The 18,577-nt window shown below is 36.7% G+C and carries 13 protein-coding genes and 1 pseudogene; 4 read left to right on the plus strand and 10 right to left on the minus strand.

Translation table 11 applies throughout. The features are described from left to right. Nucleotides 1-425: 425 nt before the first annotated feature. From HUK49_RS09325 to HUK49_RS09335, 3 genes and pseudogenes are all read right to left on the minus strand, one after another. On the minus strand, nt 426-773 hold the full coding sequence (locus HUK49_RS09325; protein ID WP_191913520.1) for a helix-turn-helix domain-containing protein: 348 nt from the start codon (nt 771-773) through the stop codon (nt 426-428). 14 nt (nt 774-787) lie between these two features. After that, nucleotides 788-1,012: pseudogene (locus tag HUK49_RS11350) on the minus strand (RNA-binding domain-containing protein); the annotation flags it as partial. A gap of 708 nt (nt 1,013-1,720) precedes the next feature. Then, nucleotides 1,721-2,050, minus strand: a complete 330-nt coding sequence (locus HUK49_RS09335) for a damage-inducible protein J (protein ID WP_235981101.1) — start codon at nt 2,048-2,050, stop codon at nt 1,721-1,723. Between the two features lie 435 nt (nt 2,051-2,485). Here HUK49_RS09335 and HUK49_RS09340 point away from each other — a divergent pair, with 435 nt between their 5' ends. Beyond that, the gene (locus tag HUK49_RS09340) at nt 2,486-3,019 is read left to right on the plus strand and encodes a hypothetical protein (RefSeq protein ID WP_191913521.1); all 534 of its coding nucleotides are present in this window, start codon (nt 2,486-2,488) and stop codon (nt 3,017-3,019) included. 137 nt (nt 3,020-3,156) lie between these two features. Here the strand turns inward: HUK49_RS09340 and HUK49_RS09345 are convergent, their stop codons facing one another. Together HUK49_RS09345 and HUK49_RS09350 are read right to left on the minus strand one after the other, a co-directional pair. Continuing rightward, nucleotides 3,157-4,125: a hypothetical protein gene (locus HUK49_RS09345; protein ID WP_191913522.1), complete on the minus strand. Its 969-nt coding sequence runs from the start codon at nt 4,123-4,125 to the stop codon at nt 3,157-3,159. Nucleotides 4,126-4,251: 126 nt separating this feature from the next. Next, a complete protein-coding gene (locus HUK49_RS09350) occupies nt 4,252-6,396 on the minus strand; it encodes an SEC10/PgrA surface exclusion domain-containing protein (protein ID WP_191913523.1) in 2,145 nt (714 codons plus the stop codon). Nucleotides 6,397-6,734: 338 nt separating this feature from the next. Here HUK49_RS09350 and HUK49_RS09355 point away from each other — a divergent pair, with 338 nt between their 5' ends. Next, on the plus strand, nt 6,735-8,039 hold the full coding sequence (locus HUK49_RS09355) for an LCP family protein (protein WP_413230880.1): 1,305 nt from the start codon (nt 6,735-6,737) through the stop codon (nt 8,037-8,039). 48 nt (nt 8,040-8,087) lie between these two features. Here HUK49_RS09355 and HUK49_RS09360 read toward each other — a convergent pair whose 3' ends face one another. The 5 genes from HUK49_RS09360 to HUK49_RS09380 form a co-directional block, all read right to left on the minus strand. Further along, nucleotides 8,088-9,059 carry an Lreu_0056 family protein gene (locus HUK49_RS09360; RefSeq protein ID WP_191913525.1) on the minus strand — a complete coding sequence of 324 codons (972 nt, stop codon included), beginning with the start codon at nt 9,057-9,059 and terminating at the stop codon, nt 8,088-8,090. A 132-nt stretch (nt 9,060-9,191) separates the two neighbouring features. Beyond that, nucleotides 9,192-9,674, minus strand: coding sequence for a hypothetical protein (locus tag HUK49_RS09365; protein ID WP_191913526.1), 483 nt, complete (start codon nt 9,672-9,674; stop codon nt 9,192-9,194). A gap of 58 nt (nt 9,675-9,732) precedes the next feature. Next, nucleotides 9,733-11,037, minus strand: a complete 1,305-nt coding sequence (locus HUK49_RS09370) for an NlpC/P60 family protein (RefSeq protein ID WP_191913527.1) — start codon at nt 11,035-11,037, stop codon at nt 9,733-9,735. Between the two features lie 208 nt (nt 11,038-11,245). After that, nucleotides 11,246-13,252, minus strand: a complete 2,007-nt coding sequence (locus HUK49_RS09375) for a hypothetical protein (protein ID WP_191913528.1) — start codon at nt 13,250-13,252, stop codon at nt 11,246-11,248. A gap of 112 nt (nt 13,253-13,364) precedes the next feature. Then, nucleotides 13,365-15,677, minus strand: a complete 2,313-nt coding sequence (locus HUK49_RS09380; protein ID WP_191913529.1) for a peptidoglycan amidohydrolase family protein — start codon at nt 15,675-15,677, stop codon at nt 13,365-13,367. A 281-nt stretch (nt 15,678-15,958) separates the two neighbouring features. Between HUK49_RS09380 and HUK49_RS09385 the strand changes: the two genes are divergently transcribed. Together HUK49_RS09385 and HUK49_RS09390 are read left to right on the plus strand one after the other, a co-directional pair. Continuing rightward, nucleotides 15,959-16,708 carry a hypothetical protein gene (locus tag HUK49_RS09385; RefSeq protein WP_191913530.1) on the plus strand — a complete coding sequence of 250 codons (750 nt, stop codon included), beginning with the start codon at nt 15,959-15,961 and terminating at the stop codon, nt 16,706-16,708. Between the two features lie 302 nt (nt 16,709-17,010). After that, entirely contained in the window at nt 17,011-18,036 is a 1,026-nt protein-coding gene (locus HUK49_RS09390; protein ID WP_191913531.1) for an acyltransferase family protein, read from the plus strand. The last annotated feature ends 541 nt before the right edge of the window (nt 18,037-18,577 follow it).

Raw genomic sequence — 18,577 nt, forward strand, 5'->3', positions numbered from 1 at the left:
TCAAATCAATTGGTATCTGAATTCACGGCCACTTAAATGTCTTAATTGGCATACACCAATCGAGATCTTCTTGCTTAATCTACGTCACTAAATTCGTTCAAGTTATTTCTTGCAATCTGCCGTTTACTAAAGAATTTGTGTAGTTCAGGTTATTAAGCGTTTTATAGTCAAACTATTTCATAGTTTTACACCATTATCTTTATCATCCGCCAAGTATCTTTATCGTTTTAGCATAAATGATAAAGATACTACAATTATGATTAAGATAACATCAACATTCATTATTCATTTTTTAAAAATCTACATACTGGCGTTTTATCATCCCAGATAATAAAAAAGAACGCTAATTAAGCCACAACAAATATCGATACAGTTTAAGTAACTAACTGAACCTATTTTGCATGCCAAGATTCTTCATTTGATAACTATACTATATTACCATTAGCAATGAGTGATTTTAACAGTCTATTATTGGCTTTGGTAGGAAATGCACCAGCCTCGTAAAGTGCTATTGTGTTTGGACTTAACCCAGTCAATTCAGCTAAATTACGTTGAGATAGTCCTACCTTAGCACGATATTGCTTTAATTCTTGTGGTGACAGTAATCCTATCTCATCACGGTATTGTTGACGAGCTATTTCGGCAGCTTGATCATCCAGTTCCTTATCTGGAATCAGTTCATTGGTGTTACTGTCAAAAAGAGCCGGTGCTGTTACCGTGTATTCGTATCCATTAATGGTATAAGTAGTTGTGAAGTTCTTTTGGTAAGCCATATAAACCTCCTCCTTTAATAATCAAGATGAAAACTGATAAATACCACTTTTTGGTTGTTCTCAGTAAAAACAAACTTAATGTAATAAGTCTGTCCATCACTAGTTTTAAAGTCATTGATCTTATGGGTATCTAAATGATCAATCCCCTCAAACTGTTTATTCTTAATTCCAAGCGCCACTGTTCCACCGTCAGCATTGGCAAATGATACTAAGATATTAGCCAAACTCTGCCGATCAAACTCGGCAGCTTTTCGATCAAATTCTTACCCTTCTGCTCTTGTTAGTAATGTTTTACTAGCTTTTTTCATTTGATTTCTCTGCTTTTACTAAATATTCTGTATTTATTATAAGCTATTGGATATTAAAGATGGTAACTTCCAGTATACTTACCCTAACAATTTAATATTATGGCTGAGTTTACAGCCTAAACACACTATCATAAGCAAAAAAGAGCTGTTAGACAGCCCTTCTCCTGTATTGATTTCGTTTCCGTGCTGAGTCACGCGCGAGGTCTAATGTAGGTTACCTCTATCAATACTAAATTAGTTCAGGTTCTAGCAACCCAAGTGTCTACTCACTTCAAGAATCTCAGTTAAACAGTGCCAATCCACCGACCTATTCGGTAATTTTATTGTACTATACTAAAAAAGATTTGAAGTTTTTCTACTTATCTTTTAGGAAATCCAATATCTCCTTATCTTCAAGTAAGCTTTGTTCTAAAATCTTCAAAAAATTATCATGGTAGTCTTTAACTTCTTCTGTCATATCTGATTACCTCTATTATCTTAAAAAGTTATCGGTGCAAAGTCAGCCAATTTTGCACCGATAATTTATTTGTTGCACCGAAAAGGACCAATTAAATCCTACTAGAAGCAAAAAAGGTAGCTCAACTTATAAAATTTACATCAGTCTTGAACTGACGATCAAAACTGACTCTCCAGTTTTTACTAGTCATGGAAAAGCTCCTTCATTGCATCATCAATATTATCAAAAATTTCAGCAGTATTAGGAAGAAGGCCTTCTTCTGCAAAGGCTCGTACAATCACTTTTCTAGTCTCTTCGTTAAAAGTTACGTGTTCTACTTTAGACGCAGTTTTAATTTCAAATGGAACCTTACCTTGAATGACAAATTGTTTAGCAGCCAGAGTGAAGTAACTATTAAGAGTCATATTAATGCTATCTAGCCCCTTGATTAATTCTTTACGGAGTTCTGGATCTAAACGAATTGTTGAACCGATTTTTTCTTTAGATATTGGTGCAACCATAGTAACAACCATAGTAAGCACTCCTTTTAGGTATCAGTATGGTATTTATACAACACTATAAATCAGAATAGGCAGTCTAAAAGATATCATCATAAAAAAGAGCGCTTATTAAGTACCCTACAAATACCAGTACAGTTTAAGCAACTAACTGAGAACATTTTGCATGTCGATATTCTTCATCTGATAACTATATTATATACTAAGTTCTCTTTTGTGATTAATTCCAACAAAAAAGGAATGTGTTTCAGGCCTTAAATCAACAAAAGTCCAAGTAACATTAATTAACTCTCCTTTATTACTCTTTTATTGCATTTTGTTACATAAGTTGCAAAACCCACCGTTTTAATTGCTGAATATTTACATTAATATTTCAACTATGTTACAATATAGATATTGAAAGGAAACAACAACGTTAAAATTAACGTTGTCGGAGGGAGTGCTATTACTATGAAGATGAGTAAGAAAGTTTTAAATAGTTCACTTGTTATTTTACTTGCGCTAGGTCTAGGCGGTTGTGCTGTAGGTAGTTCTACAACAACATCACATAAGACCCACGAAGCATCAAGCTCACAAGTAGTTAAACAAAGCCATAAGAAGAGTGAAAAGTCAGCTTCAACCAGTGCTAAAACTGCAGCTGCTACTAACCACTCAGCAAATACAAACGTTGCATCTTCAAGTAGTAGCACAAGTTCCGCTAAGAACGTAACGACCACTGCGTCTGTAAATACAACTAACAATGGTGCTAGCCAGCAAGTTACTGCTTCAGCTAAAGTTGCTAGTTCATCAAGCAGCGTTAAGGAACAAAAATCAGTTCAACTTGGCTTAGGTGATGTTGCAACTTGGACTGACTCTGAAGGGGTTACCCACAATGTTGATAGCGATGGGATGGATCGTTACACTACCAAGGGAAGTTCCCAAGTTCAATACAAAGACTGGTCAGGTGCATTGCCAAGTGGTGTTACGGTAAGTCATAATGAATAATTAAAATAGTGGAAATAGCATTCTTTCACAAAAAGAGGAGTCAACAATTAGTGTTGATTCCTCTTTTCTGTTATCCCCTTAATCTCTTGTATAACAAAAAGGCTGTCAGTTCAGACAACCTTCTAAATTAGATTTAATTATAGACAATGACCATTAACATCAAAGTAATATTCCCTGTATTCACCATTCCACGGAGCATAATGCCAGCCATTAGCTACCATTTCCCCACTAGCATCAAAATAATACCAAGCACCATTAATCCACAACCATTCATCTTCTGCTCGCGTACCATCAGCCTTAGAATATGACCAGTCATATCTCGGGTATGCATTCTTTCCATTATCATATGAATGCCAGCTATTTGTTGCATAGTGTCCATTGACATCAAAATAATACGAATTTCCTTGTCCATACCATGGAGCATAGTGCCAGCCATTGTTTACCATTTCCCCACTAGCATCAAAATAGTACCATGATCCATTGATCCATAACCATTCACTTTCTGCTCGCGTACCATCAGCCTTAGAATATGACCAGTCATATCTCGGGTATGCATTCTTTCCATTATCATATGAATGCCAGCTATTTGTTGCATAATGACCATTGGCATCAAAATAATACGAATTTCCTTGTCCATACCATGGAGCATAGTGCCAGCCATTGTTTACCATTTCCCCACTAGCATCAAAATAGTACCAGGAACCGTTAATCAATAGCCATTCATCTTCTGCTCGCGTACCATCAGCCTTACGATAAGTCCAATCATAGGTACCATCATAATTCCGACTTGATTGCCAGCCAGTTGAATAGCTAGAGTACCAATCTGCTCGTGCTTGACTGGTAGTGGCTGTAGCAGGCTGAGCACTAGTGATAGTTTGTTGTTCACTTGCAACATTATCACTTTGTGCATTAGTATCAGCAGAAGCACTCGTAACTGCTGCATCACTATTACTTACTTGAGTTGATGCAGCACTACTATCTGTATTTACATTAGCAGTAGCAACAGTTGCACTATTCGTATTGCTACTGTTTGTACTTACATTAGTATCAGCACTAACACTAGTAATTCCAAGCGCTAATCCTGCTAAAACAGTGGTTGAAACCAACCATAATTTTTTTCAAGATTATTCCTCCCCAAAAGTAACAAAATACGGTTTCATTTTAGCACTTAATTATTTAGCTAACAAGCTAACATAAAAAGGCTGACTCAACGCCAACCTTTCTTAATCAACTTATTCAGTTAACCATGCATTTTGCTCATCAAAATGGTAAAGCTTACTTTGTCCGTTATTGGTTAAGTAAACGTCCCCAGTATCCGCTTCACCATTATTCTTGAAGTGGTAGTAATGACCATTGATCTTTTGCCAGCCGATTAATGCTGAACCACTAGCGTCAAAGTAATACCATTTTCCATTAACTTTTTGCCAACCAGTAGTCATTGCTCCAAACAAACCGTTATGTTGAGTGGTTAAGAAATATACCTTTCCGTTAACCGTTTGTAAGCCACTCTCCATTTGGCCAGTCGTTGGGTTCATATAGAACCAGTTATTGCCAATAAATTGCCAGCCACTATTCTGCCAAGTATTTACTGGATCGAAGTAATACCAATTATTATCAATCAACTGAAATCCACGTACTGCCCAGGCATTAACAGTATCAAAGTAATAACTATGCCCATTAACCTTTTGCCAACCTGTCAATGCTTTACCATCATTACCAAAGTAGTACCAGTTTCCTGCACCAGACTGGAACCAACCCCTTGCTGCAGCTCCGTTATTATAGAAGAAATACCAATTATTATTAATATTCCACCAGCCGGTCCGCATAGCTCCATAACTGCCATCATGTTGCGTATTTAAGAAGTACAAACTATTTCCGACCGTCTGTAATCCTGTCATCATTTGACCATAACTTGGGTTAAAGTAGAACCAATTATTATCAATCCACTGCCAATTCGTATCCATCCAAGCATTGTTTAAATCAAAGTAATACCAATTACCGCTCAAATTTTGCCAATTGGTTAACGCCCATGCATTATCTAAATCAAAGTAATACTTATGGTTTCCAATCCATTGCCAATTTGTTTCAGCAACTCCCTGACCAGTGAAGTAATACCAGTGACCATTAATAAATTGCCAGCCAGTCAAGGCAGCACCATTATTTTGGAAGTAATACCAATTACTATTTACCCTTTGCCAACCAGTTACCATCGCACCACTATTGTTTAAGTGGTACACATTATTATTAATATTTTTCAAACCAGTTTGCATATTACCAGTAGCTGGATCTAAGTAATACCAATTACCATTGATCCACTTCCATCCTAATTCTAGTAATCCAGCCTGATCAAAATGTCGCCACTTATTATCAACTAAATGCCAACCAGGAGTATTATATTCTTCAGCCGTGCTAGAATTATTATCTCCTTCAGCCCAAATAAAGTGCATATCAATATTTAACAAATTAAAGTTAAATTTCGAACCATCACTATATGTTCCTGTACCAACGGACTTAGTAATTGAAGGATAGATTCCAAGCGTATTAATACTTTGTGGGTTAGTCAAAAAGTTTTGTGCATGGCCGAAAATATCTGAAGCATCATTAAAAAGCATTCCCATTACACCATAGTAGATTAATGCCCGTAAATCATCCATTGTGGTTATGCTAAACACAGGAACAGCATTATTGTTAATAAATTCATCCCCCTTAGCCGTTGCAAAAGGACGAACGGTTAACCCATTTATATTGTCATTATAAATCTGTTGGGCAGCAATATTTTCACTATGATTGTTAAGAATTTCCGGATCATGCCAATGACCATTCATCAATGATTCGTTCTTATTTTGATATTCCAACGCCATTGACCGAACCTGATCTATCGTTTCGTCATTTAATTGAAAAGGCTCCAAGCCAAACTCACTTCTAATTTGATTTACTAATCCTACCCCATACTGATTCATTTGAATCGTTTGTTCAGGACTAATGTTATTAACATTTACATATTCTTTGGCAGCAGTACTATTTGATTGGTAGTTATTCATACTCATCCCACTAATTGTTGTCTGCTGAAAATTATTTGCTTCAGTAGAATTAGAAATACCCCTTAATTTATCAAGAGTATATCCTTGCGGGAAGTTTACGTACTGGGCTTCTTGTGTATTTAAATTTGCCGAATAGAGTGCTGTCGTTGTTGCTGAGGCTTGTTGTTGAACAACATTACTGATAGTAGGTTGATTATTATTTACATTACCAGAATCAACACTTGTCGCTGTATCTCCTGGTTGTGTATCAGCGAGAACATTATTTTCAGCAATCCCAATCCCTATCGCGGTGGTCAGTGCCGCAACTGTCGTTATTTTCACAAGATTTTTATTCATTAATCTTCCCCCATAGCTTATCGAAATAATCTTATATCATAATTCTACACTAAATGGCATTATAGAACGAAATGTTTACAGAATTGTTAAGCTAATATTAGCAAATTGAAATGACCCTTACATTTATAGTATATTAATAAGGTTAAAAACTTTTGATTGAGGTACAAAATATGAATGACAATCACGAGACACGTGAAGAATATCGAAAAAAGATGGAACAACGGATCCATGATAAGGTAGCTCAGGATCAGAAGCAAAATCATGAATCCAAAATGTCAAAATTTAAGTTACCAAAATTTAAGTCTTCAAATAATAAGCCACGGAGAACTTCATCAAATATGAATCCAAATACACCAGAAGTTCATCACTACCGAACTCCTCGCTGGGTTAAAAATATTATTTGGGCACTAGTTATTTTGGTATTACTCGGTGGTGGCTACGAATACCACAAGATCAATTCGGCTGCTAATAATATTTTTGGCAGTGGCGATGGTAAAATCAGTAAGAAACTCCAAAAAGGTGAGCCTGTTTCTGTTCTAACAATGGGAACCGATGTTGGTGCCTTGGACCGTGGAAATACAGGTGGAAATACTGACTCGCTTGAATTGTTCACAATTAACCCTAAAACAAAGAGAATAACTATGACCAGTATTCCCCGTGATACTTTAGTCCGCGTTCCAACTAAGGAAGGTCCTACATATGTAAAGATTAATGCGGCATATTCAATCGGTGGTCCCAAAAAGACCGTTAAAGCTGTTTCTGAACTATTAGATGTCCCGATTGATTACTATGCCGTTATTAACATGGGGGTTTTAAAAAAGGTTGTTAATACGGTTGGTGGTGTGACTGTAGACAATCCTTTTGCGTTTACCTATGAAGGACACCACTTCAAGAAAGGGAAGCAACACCTTGATGGTGAATTAGCTCTTAAATATTCTCGAATGCGTTATAGTGATCCAAATAATGATTATGGACGGCAAAAACGTCAACAACAAATTATCGAAAGCGTTATTCAGAAATTTAAGAAATCCGGCTCTATTGGAACTGCAAATAATATTCTTGATGCAGTTAAAGATGGCGTAAAAACTAATATTCCAGTTGACGATATTGCAACACTATACGGTAATTACCATGCTGCTATGGATAACGTCACAACTTATCATTTCCAAGGACAAGATGCCACAATCGATGGTGTTTCCTTCCAAATTGCTAGTCCAAAAGAAATTAATCGTATTTCTAAACTCATTCGTAAACAACTAGGTCTTAAACCTAAGAAAGTTGTTAACCACGAAACGAAAATGTACAAATCTCAGCCATTCTATAATGGTGTAACTAATACAGACTTTGTCTTACCGGGCGGTGCTAGTTATAACGATCCAGGTAGTGGTAACGGGAGTGATTACGTTATTGGTGGAAAAACATCATCGCAAAAGCATACTTCCACCTATCCTAATAGTACGAGAACCTATGGAGAAATAAGGAGCTCGCAAGTTACTACTCAAGTTCCCCAAACGGAAAGGAGAACCCAGTCAACTATTCGTAACGAATACCAAACAACTAGAACTCCTGCTGCAACTACAGGTCATGTATCCGAAAATACTACAGCCCACACAGTTCAAAGATCAGTCACAACTCACGAATAATAAAAGAAGTCATTCAGAATTTGATATGATTCTGGATGACTTCTTTTATTAATTATCGTTATAATCTGATTCTGGTTTTAACTTATTAGCGTAACCATTAACTTCATCTTTCTGTGATTGATTAGTGTAATAATCACGAATTAATCCCGACACCGTAACGTGTTTTGTTGTAGTCGAAGCTTCTGCTACTGATTGTCCCTCTTTTGGATCAACATATTTAATTGTTACATCGTTGCCATTCCGTTTAAAATACAGCCAGCTAGTTGGATCACCATTAGCAGTAACGTAACTAAAACCATTTGAGTTACTTCCATACCACATCATTCCATCACTTATTCCATCCTTAAACCAATCTGGTTCTTGGTATAAAGCAACAAGAGTTCCCAGTTGCTGAGTTGATAAATTATGTGAATTATTTGCTGATGCAGATTGATTCCGCATGTCTTGAACCTTAGTATTGTTAGCAACATTCATAATCCGCTTAACTGCATGATGCTGCTTAGCATAGGCAACCATCTCAGCTTTAGTTACCCCATCGGGAGATATTCCCGCATCACTATCAGAGATGTAAGTCTTATTCCCAGCTATTGTGTAGTAAGTACTATCTATTCCATGTTCACTATCCTTTTGATTAAGTTTCACATAGTATAAAAGATCTGCACCATCAGGATAATCCTTATAAAGCGGTCCCTCTCCCTTAGGAACACTATCCTTATTATAAATTTTTACAACCGCTCCTTGACCAGATACGTCCATATCCTTAGAGTAATCATTTTGATCAGCCCCCGGCATATGCTCACCAGTATAATAAAGTACTAGTGCAGCGTTTTGAGCTGGCGTTAGCTGATTAGGATCGAGCGTTGAATTATTAGAAGTATTCATGGTAGTACTATTAGCTGCCTTTTTAGCAACTTTTGTATTGTTCGAACTAGAAGATGAATTACTATTATGTGCATTACCACATGCTGCTAAAGTTACAGCAAGTAGCGACGTAACAATTACTAAACCTATTTTTCTCATTAAAAATCCTCCAAAACTAATCTTTAACACTGTAATTATAAAGCAATTCAGCCTATCCGCAATATCTTTCAGCCCAAAATAAAAAAATCCATGATCTACGTCACAGTAGACTATGGATTATATTATATTCAATTATTTTCCAGTAACAGAAGTAGCCGTAACATGGAATGAATGACCGTTACCACTAACAGTCCAATCGTTAATTCCATTTTGAACAGCCGTATATCCATCAACCTCATCGATTGAAGGTAATCCAGTAGCTGGCTTACCTGAGATACCAGCATTGTTTAACTGATTACCGATATGTTCTTTAACAATATTTTTGGCATCTTGTGCTGTCATTTGTTCACGAGTGCTTTGCTCTGATGTCGAAGTAGCAGTAGTAGACTTACTACTAGAAGCAACATTACTGGATGAACTACTTGTTACTGCAGAACTAGATACTGACTTTTCACTTGTCTTCTTACTTTGATTAGTAGAAGTAGCCGCGGTCTTACCAGAAGTTTTTGCACTTTTTACAACCTTACTTGAAGATGCATCATTACTTGAATTACCACAGCCTGCTAAAGTAATCATTAATGCACCGGCAGCAACAGTTGCCATAAGTTTTTTCATATAATAATGCTCCTTCTTTATTAATTGTTTCATCTATTATCTTATATTCTAAGACTAATTACAACACAACGTAGTAACTTGCTGAGTAGTACTTAGTGTAACCAACTTTAATTACGTCACCAGGTTCTGGAGCATGGACATATGCACCATTACCAAGAGAAATAGCTACGTGGTATGGTGCGCTATCACTACCATAAAATAGCAACGCACCCTTAGGAGCATTAGCAACGTCATAATGGTGAGTACCTAATGCTTGTTGTTGGTAAGTTGTTCGATAGTTAGCGCCTAAGCCATATGCCCATTGAACTAACCCAGAGCAATCAAAACCAGTAGATGGATTATTACCACCCCATACATAAGCACGACCACGCATTGACATTGCCTTATTTACGGCTTCACTATGATCATCCAACCAAGCACCATTGGATCCAAAATTATATGTCTTACCATCAATCGTTTGAGTACCAGTAAGCATATTAGCATTGGTGGTATAGAAGTAGTACCAAACATTGTTAATCTTTTGCCAACCAGTTAAAGCCCAGGCGTTAGTAGTATCAAAGTAGTACCAGAAACCAGCGTTAGACTTGTACCAGCCGGTGTTAGCCCAGGCATTACTTTCATCAAAGTGGTACCAGTTGTTATTAATCTTTTGCCAACCAGTTAAAGCATTAGCGTTGGTATCATCGAAGTAGTACCAGTTATTGTTAATCTTCTGCCAACCCTTTTCAGCCCAGGCATTTGATTGATCGAAGTAATACCAGAAACCGGCATTTGACTGATACCAACCAGTACTTGCATTAGCATTGGTTTCGTCAAAGTGATACCAATTATTGTTAATCTTTTGCCAACCAGTTTCTGCTTGAGCAGTTTCATTATTGAAGTAATACCAGAAGCCAGCTTGTGATTGGTACCAACCGGTTTGGGCATTTCCTTCATTGCCAAAGTAATACCAGTTGTTGTTTACTTGTTCCCATTCATTGGTAACCTTAGCATTATTATTGTAGTAATAAGTATTACCGTTTTCTTTAACTAAACCGTTTTGGGCTACTGAAGTTGTTTGACTAGCTTGACTAGCAACATTAGTGGAAAAGTTGTTAATCGTTGCTGGCTGTGCTGAAACAACATTATTACTTGCACTAGCAGTACTACTATTGGTACTTGCATAACTAGCTGCCACAGTTGCACTTTCAACAGTTTGTTGTGATTGAGCAACTTGAGTAGTCGAAGTTGCATTGTTTTGAGCAACTACATCAGCTTGAGCGTCAGTAGCCATTGTTATACCAAAAGCTAATGAAGCAATAGTGATTCCCATAGTTAACCATTGCTTACCACTCTTATATAACTTGTAATGTTTCTTACTCATAAACTAAAATACAACTCCCTTTAATTCGTTCATCAATAATTTCAACGATTACTACTATACAATAAATTTTTCTTAAAAAGTTGAATGTCGTCAGTTTGTTAACGAATGTTGCCGTCTTGTAATATTAGTGAAATTTTTTGTTACAAAAAACGTCTTGACCCTTATTAAGCCAAGACGTTCTCAATCAATAAAATATTAATTTAACTTATTAGTAGCCACTCCAGTAACCATTGCTGTAGAAGTAGTAGCTCTTACCATTGATATTTTGCCAACCAGTCATCATTGCACCGTGCTTTGGATAACCTGGATTAAAGTAGTACCAGTGACCATTTAGCCATTGCCAATCAGTAGCTGCAGCATAGCTACCTGATTGGAAGTAGTACCAAGTACCATCTTGACTCATTTGCCAACCAGTAACTGGGTGACCTGCTGCATCAAGGTAGTATAACTCATTGTTATCACGATTGGTTGTCCAGCCAGTTGACATCCAAGCATTTTCTTGATTAAAGAAGTACCAGTAACCACGGTACCATTTCCAACCGGTATAAGCATTAGCATTGTTAGCATCGAACCAGTACCAGTGACCATTTAACCATTGCCAGCCAGTTAATGCCCAGGCATTGTTGTAATCAAAGAAGTACCAGTAGCCAGCCGGTGATTGATACCAGCCTGTTTGAGCATTAGCATTGACTGGATCAAAGTAGTACCAACGATTATTAAGTCGTTGCCAACCAGTAAGGGCCCAGGCATTACTGTAATCGAAGAAATACCAGAAACCAGCTCCAGATTTAAACCAACCTGTTTGCGCCCAGGCGTTAACTGGATCAAAGTAGTACCAATGATCGTTAATCTTTTGCCAACTAGTTAAGGCATATCCTTCATCAGTATCGAAATAATACCAGTGATTATTAAGCAATTGCCAGCCAAGATATGCACTTCCATCGCCTTTAAAGCCATACCATTTGCCATCAACCTTTTGCCAGCCGGTCTTCATTGCACCATAAGAACCATCATGATTAATATTAAGGTAATAAATATTCCCATCAATCTTTTGAATTCCAGTAACCATGGAACCATCACTTGGTGTGAAGTAGAACCAGTTGCCACCTAATTGTTGCCAACCTTGTAGAGCTTTACCATCTTTTCCATAGTAGTACCAAACAGTTTCAGTAGTACCATCTTCTTGCTTAACTTCTTTAGTTCCCCAACTATTAGGAGTTCCTGTTGGTAAAAACGGATTGGTGTTCAAGTAAGCCAGTTGAGCTGTTAAATAACCATTAATTGTGTTTTTCATTGAAGCAAGAGTATTGGCTTTTTCTGTTTCGATTGCAGTTAGTTTTGCATGATTTTCTTCCTTCAATTTTTGTAAAGCATCACGATTACTTTGCTCAAGCTTATTTAAGAAGCCGCTTTGAGCAAGTGCTCCGATAAATAAGGTCTTAGCTGTTGCTAACGCGCTTTCCCGAATTTTCTTAGCTTCTGCTAGTTCCTTTTGAGCAGCTTCACTCTTCTTTTGGGCTTCTTCATATGCACTCTTGGCTTCAGCACTCTTCTTTTCTGCTTCCGCAACTGCGGCTTCAGCATTTGATTTGTCATCACTTGAAGCTGATTCAGCGACCTTCTTAGCGGCATCTAAGTCAGAAGCAGCATTAGCACTAGCTACCTTGGCAGCTGATGCAGCGGTTGAAGCTTGAACGGCTGCATCACTTGCTTGAGCATATGCAGCATTAGCACTTGAAGTAGCATCACTATATGCTTTGTATTCTGTTGGGGCAGCTGATTCGATCCCAGGAATCTTTGTTGGATCGGTATTTACAGCACTAGAGGCAACTGCATAAGCTGAAGAATTAGCATCAGATAATTCTTTTTCAGCTGCTGAATTTGCTTTAACTTGAGATGCACTCTTAGCAGCATATTCAGAATCAATTGCAGAAGTCTCACTAGCAATTGCTGAACTAGCGGCAGACTTAGCGGCACTAGCAGTACGTGTAGCACTAATTGCTGAGCTTGTAGCAGCATAACTATTAGCTGCTGGAGTAGCGGCTAAACTAGCAGAAGTATTAGCCTTAGCCGCATAGCTTGAGATTGTATTTTCGGTAGCAATGTTATCAGCACTTACTTTAGTGTTAGATGATAATAATCCAAGTGTCAAAGCAGCACCGGCAACTAAAATCGTATTTCTCAATTTATGAGAATGAAGACTCTTGTTAGTCATTGATGATTCTCCTTTTTTACGCTTAATCACAATTATTTTACAACATCTATTTTAGAATTAACACCGCAATTAATAATAAAAGATCCCATCAACTGATGAGATCTCATTATCATTATGCCCAGTAAAAGTTAGGACGGTAAACCATTTGGTATGGCCGATCATCATCGTTCCAATACCATTGATAGTTAAATTCTTGAACTGCTTGACCAGCAGCACCATACCGAGAATTTGGATTTGAACTCCAGTAGTATCCACAAGTTGAGATACACATTGGATCTGAGCCTGCAGTAGAGATAACTACCGTATGACCTGCTCCACCAGCAGAAGCACCTGGGTTACCCCAAATCACAATATCACCGTATTGAACATTTTGAACGCCACGACCACGTCCTGCAAGGTAGTAACCATTTTGAAGCAAGTAATTACCCAAATCTAAAGTGGAATAAGTATGGGCAGGTGTATGACCACCAGCGCTCCAAACAGCTTGAGTCATTGATCCAGAACAGTCAGCAGTTCCATCAGCTCCAGTTCGTGAACCATACATCGAATAAGTCAACTTGCCTTCACGGGCCAAGAACCAATTAATTACCCGTTGACTAAAGCCAACAAAAGCACCATTACTTTGTAGATTTACCCAGTGACCATCAATCCAGTGACCGCCAGTCCACATATTGGCATTAGTTGGATCCATGTAATACCAGTTATGACCCACAAATGTCCAGCCAGTATGAGCCCATGCATTTTCCGGATCAAAGTAATACCAGAAACCTGCCGGTGATTGGTACCAGCCTAGAACTGAATTTGCATTGTTAGCATCAAACAAGTACCAGTGACCATTGATGCTTTGCCAACCAGTTTTGGCAGTTCCATCCTGGTTAAAGTAGTACCAGAAGCCAGCATTAGACTTATACCAACCAGTAGTTGCGGCTGCATTATCACCAAAGTAGTACCAACTACCATTTACCTTTTCCCAAGTATTTGCTACCAAACGGTTATTACTCTTAAAGTAATGATTATTTCCCAGTTTATTTAAGCCATCAGCTAGACTATCTAAATCTAGATCACCAGTAGTTGAATTGAAATACAAGGTTTGTCCATTCACAATTGCTGAATTTTGGCGAACACCAGTAACAAGATCGTAATATTGAAGTGAACCGGATGCTGGATTATAAACTAATCCCTTTTGTTGACTTCCTGATGGGCTAAAAAAGTAGTAATCGCCATTAATTAAATGAACACCAGTGAACATTTGGTAATTCGTAGGATCAAAATAATAACGGTTACCATTAATTGTTTGCCAACTAGATAATGCCGATCCACTGTTGTTAAAGTAGTACCAGCTACCATTAATTAATTGCCAACCGGTCTTCATCGCACCGTATGCACCATCATGTTGATCGTTAAGGTAATACAAGTTGTTATTGATAGTCTGAAGACCAGCAAGCATTGCATTATTTGTAGGAGCAAAGTAATACCAATTATTTCCTAACCACTGCCAACCCGTTAAAGCCCAGGTATTGTTAGTGTCAAAGTAATACCAGCTGTTATTCAATACTTGCCAACTTTTAAGTGCCCAAGCATTAGTCGGATCAAAGTAATAACGGTGACCGTTGATCGTTTGCCAACCAGTCCGTGCTTCTCCATCTTGATTGAAGTAGTACCAGTTATTATTAATAAGATGCCAACCAGTGTAGGCAGCACCATCATTAGCACCGCCAAAGCCATACCAACGGCCATTAATTTGTTGCCAGCCATTCTTCATTGCGCCATAAGTGCCGTCATGTTGATCATTTAAGTAGTAACCATGGTTATTAATCTGTTTTAAACCACTTTGCATAATTGAACTGGATGGATCAAAGTAGTACCAATTATTTCCTAACCATTGCCAGCCGTTCACAGCCGCACCATTATTAGCAAAGTAGTACCAATTATTATTAACAGATTGCCAACCAGTCTGCATTGCACCATATGTGCCATCGTGTTGTGGATTTAAAAGGTATTTACTATTGTTAATCGTTTGTAATCCCGTCTCCATCGCACTATTTTGCGGGTTTAGGTAATACCAATTATTATTGATATATTGCCAATTAGTAGCGTTTTGACCATTATTGAAATAATACCAATCATTCTGGCTAGTTTGCCAGCCATTTGCCGTTTGTCCACTAGTATTCTTCCAACTAGTAGTACCGTTAGAATCTGTTTGCTTAGTGTACCCATTAATCTCTGTTGGTGTTGTTAAATTACTAAGTTGATCACTAGTAACGTTATTTTGAACCTGAGCAGCAACATTTGACTGAGTTGTTGCCGTAACAGTTGATTGCTGATCATCAGCGTAGACACTCGAAGCACCCATAATTCCAAGCACTGTGATGCAAGCAGTTAACCAAAGTTTGCCAGCTTTATACAACTTAAAATGATTTCTCATAGGATCCTTACCCCTCCATAAAATTAAACAATTCTTATTACTAACACCAAATAAAAAAACTAGATAGAGATCTTTCTGGTTCATTTACATCATTATTAGTGCTTCTTGAAACTGTTGATAATAAGCTATCTAAATTTATATTACTTACATAATTAATACTATTGCTGTCAATAAGCTTTATTTTCTTCATCACATTGCATATTTGTTACTTAAATATTTCAAAAATGTTACAATATAGATGAAAGGAAACTAGATAATAGCTTAGAAAGGGGTGCTACATTATGTTAAAGATGCAAAATAAAATAATCGATAGCTTATTAGTATGTGTTCTTGCGCTAGGGTTAGGTGGCTGTGCAACTAGTAGTGTAGCTACCCATAAGGCAAATCATGAACCTACTAGTACTAAGATTGCTAAGCAAAGTAGTCATAAAAAAGCTGCTACAGAAACTAAGCAAGAAAATTCTAGTAGTCAATTGCCAACTAATAAAGAAGCTAAAGCTATTACTAATAATAAATTAGCAACTAATACTCCTAGTCAAAACGCTACTCAGTCATCCTCAACGAATCAACAAACTAGTACGACTAATCAAGCTAATAATTCGGTATTAGCCACAAAAAACAATCCAGCTACTCAAAAGCAAAAAGATATCCAACTAGGCACTAACGATCTTGCCGTTTGGACTGATCAATACGGAATCGTTCACCATGTTGATAGTAATGGCTTAGATCACCAAACTATTCCTGGAAGCGTTCAAGATCACTACGAAAACTGGTCAGGAGCTTTACCAAGTAACGCTCAGGTTATTCACAACGCTGGTCCAATCATTCCAAATCAATCAGATAAAGTTCAACATAATAACGGTGTTCAGTTAGGCCTTGGTGATGTTGCAACCTGGACAGATCAATATGGAATCACTCACCACGTCGATAGCGATGGCATGGATCGCCAGACAATTCCTGGTAGTTCTGAAATTCATTACCAAGATTGGTCAGGACCTTTGCCGAGTGAGGCGCAGGTGGTACATGAATGAATGAATGAATAATTAAGTAAAGCAAGATAATAATTTAAAGGGGAGTTCCAGAGCCTGACTTTGTTAAGCTCTGGAACCTATTTGCATATTGATTCATTTGTACTCTATTAATGTAATAGTATATATTCCATACTTTTTATTATCCTTTAGCCTCTAAGCTACTTATCAGGAGCTATTGATTTGTCATACCATATTATCTAAAATACTAGTGTTTAACTAATAATTTTGTAGTAATTTTAGCTTTAATATTCATGTTTACTTAGTTATTAGTGTAAATAATTTGATATACAGTAGGGTGAAAAATGAGTAATAAAGTTACCTATAAAGGAGTTGACTGCTTTAAGTTACTAGCAGCAATCGGCGTAATCGCAATACATTCTGCATTACCTTTTTTTGAAACTTTGGGTCGGCTTGGGCTACCTTATTTCGCTATAATCACTAGTTTCTTTTTCTTTAAACATTATTTGAAACTCCATACCAAGAAAAATCAAATAAATTACTTAAAGAAATTTGAGCTCCGACTAATATGGCTATATTTTTTATGGCAAATAATATACATTCCGCTAGCCATTAAAAATAGCAAACAGTTTTTTATTTATAATGGTCTAAGCTTTAAAAGCTGTTTTAAGTATATTTTTGATTTATTGTTCAAACTATGGCCATCCAACATCAACGGATGGTTTCCTTCGTGGTACATCATAGGAATGATATTTGCTGTGCCGTTTTCTATTATTGTCTATAAGTATATTTTTAAACAGAATAATTATTTATATGGTTTGTTTTGTGCTATAGTTGAGTTCTATTTTATACTATGCAGCGGTCTCGGCTTTTTGGCTCATCTAAATCCAATAATCAATCCTAACTCTTTTCCTAGATTTTTTATTTATATTTTCCTTGGATTTTTATTAGCAAAAAATCTAAAAGTAGTAAAGCAATTTAACAAACAACAAATTCTTAATCTGCTGCTTGTTTTCGTCATACTATTTTACTTAGAAAATGTAACAATAAAATTATTAGGCGGTGGGATTAGTAACGATGAAACTATTTTAACCGTTCCAACCAGTCTAATTATTGTTATTTTCTCCATACTTTATGAGCCAAAAATAAGTTCAACCGTCTATTTCAGGCAATTTAGTACCTTTCTTTATTGTTTCCAAGCATGGGGATTAGCAATTTTTGATTACTTAAATGGTTTTGCAAATTTTGGAACTACTACATCTGAAATTCTAAAATTTATCTTTGTTATAATAATAGCCATGTTCGCGTTTCAAATTTATAATTTTGTTCGCGCTAAAACTCAATGGAAATATTTAAATTACATGGTATAAAAAATATCGAGTATGGGACTTTGCAGTTATAAAGGAAGTATCAATACAGTTAAAAGGCGTGGATATATCCTTTTCGGTGTTGATGAAAATAAATACTAATTTTTTGTATACAAAAAGGTCAACTGTTTTCGTGTTATTGAACGCTTACGGCCATGATGTAAATTGTGCTTTACCCGTTACTTATTTTTGAGTTTTGAAAACTGATGCATCAAAGGAATTTTCTTATTATAGAAGAAAATTCCTTTGATGCCGTGATATAAGTCCCAATAATAATCAGAGTTAAATGAGATCTGAAGATTTCATTTAACTCTGATTTCCTTTATTTTAAAGACTTATGTCATAGCCCCAAGGGAAAATAGTGCCTAGATGTGTTGTTATTGACTTCCTATATTTTAATCTTACCCTCTACATTTTGGTATTTGGCAGATTGCAAGAAATAACTTGAACGAATTTAGTGACGTAGATTAAGCAAGAAGATCTCGATTGGTGTATGCCAATTAAGACATTTAAGTGGCCGTGAATTCAGATACCAATTGATTTG

This window comes from Limosilactobacillus portuensis, assembly GCF_014838735.1.
GTDB lineage: Bacteria > Bacillota > Bacilli > Lactobacillales > Lactobacillaceae > Limosilactobacillus > Limosilactobacillus portuensis.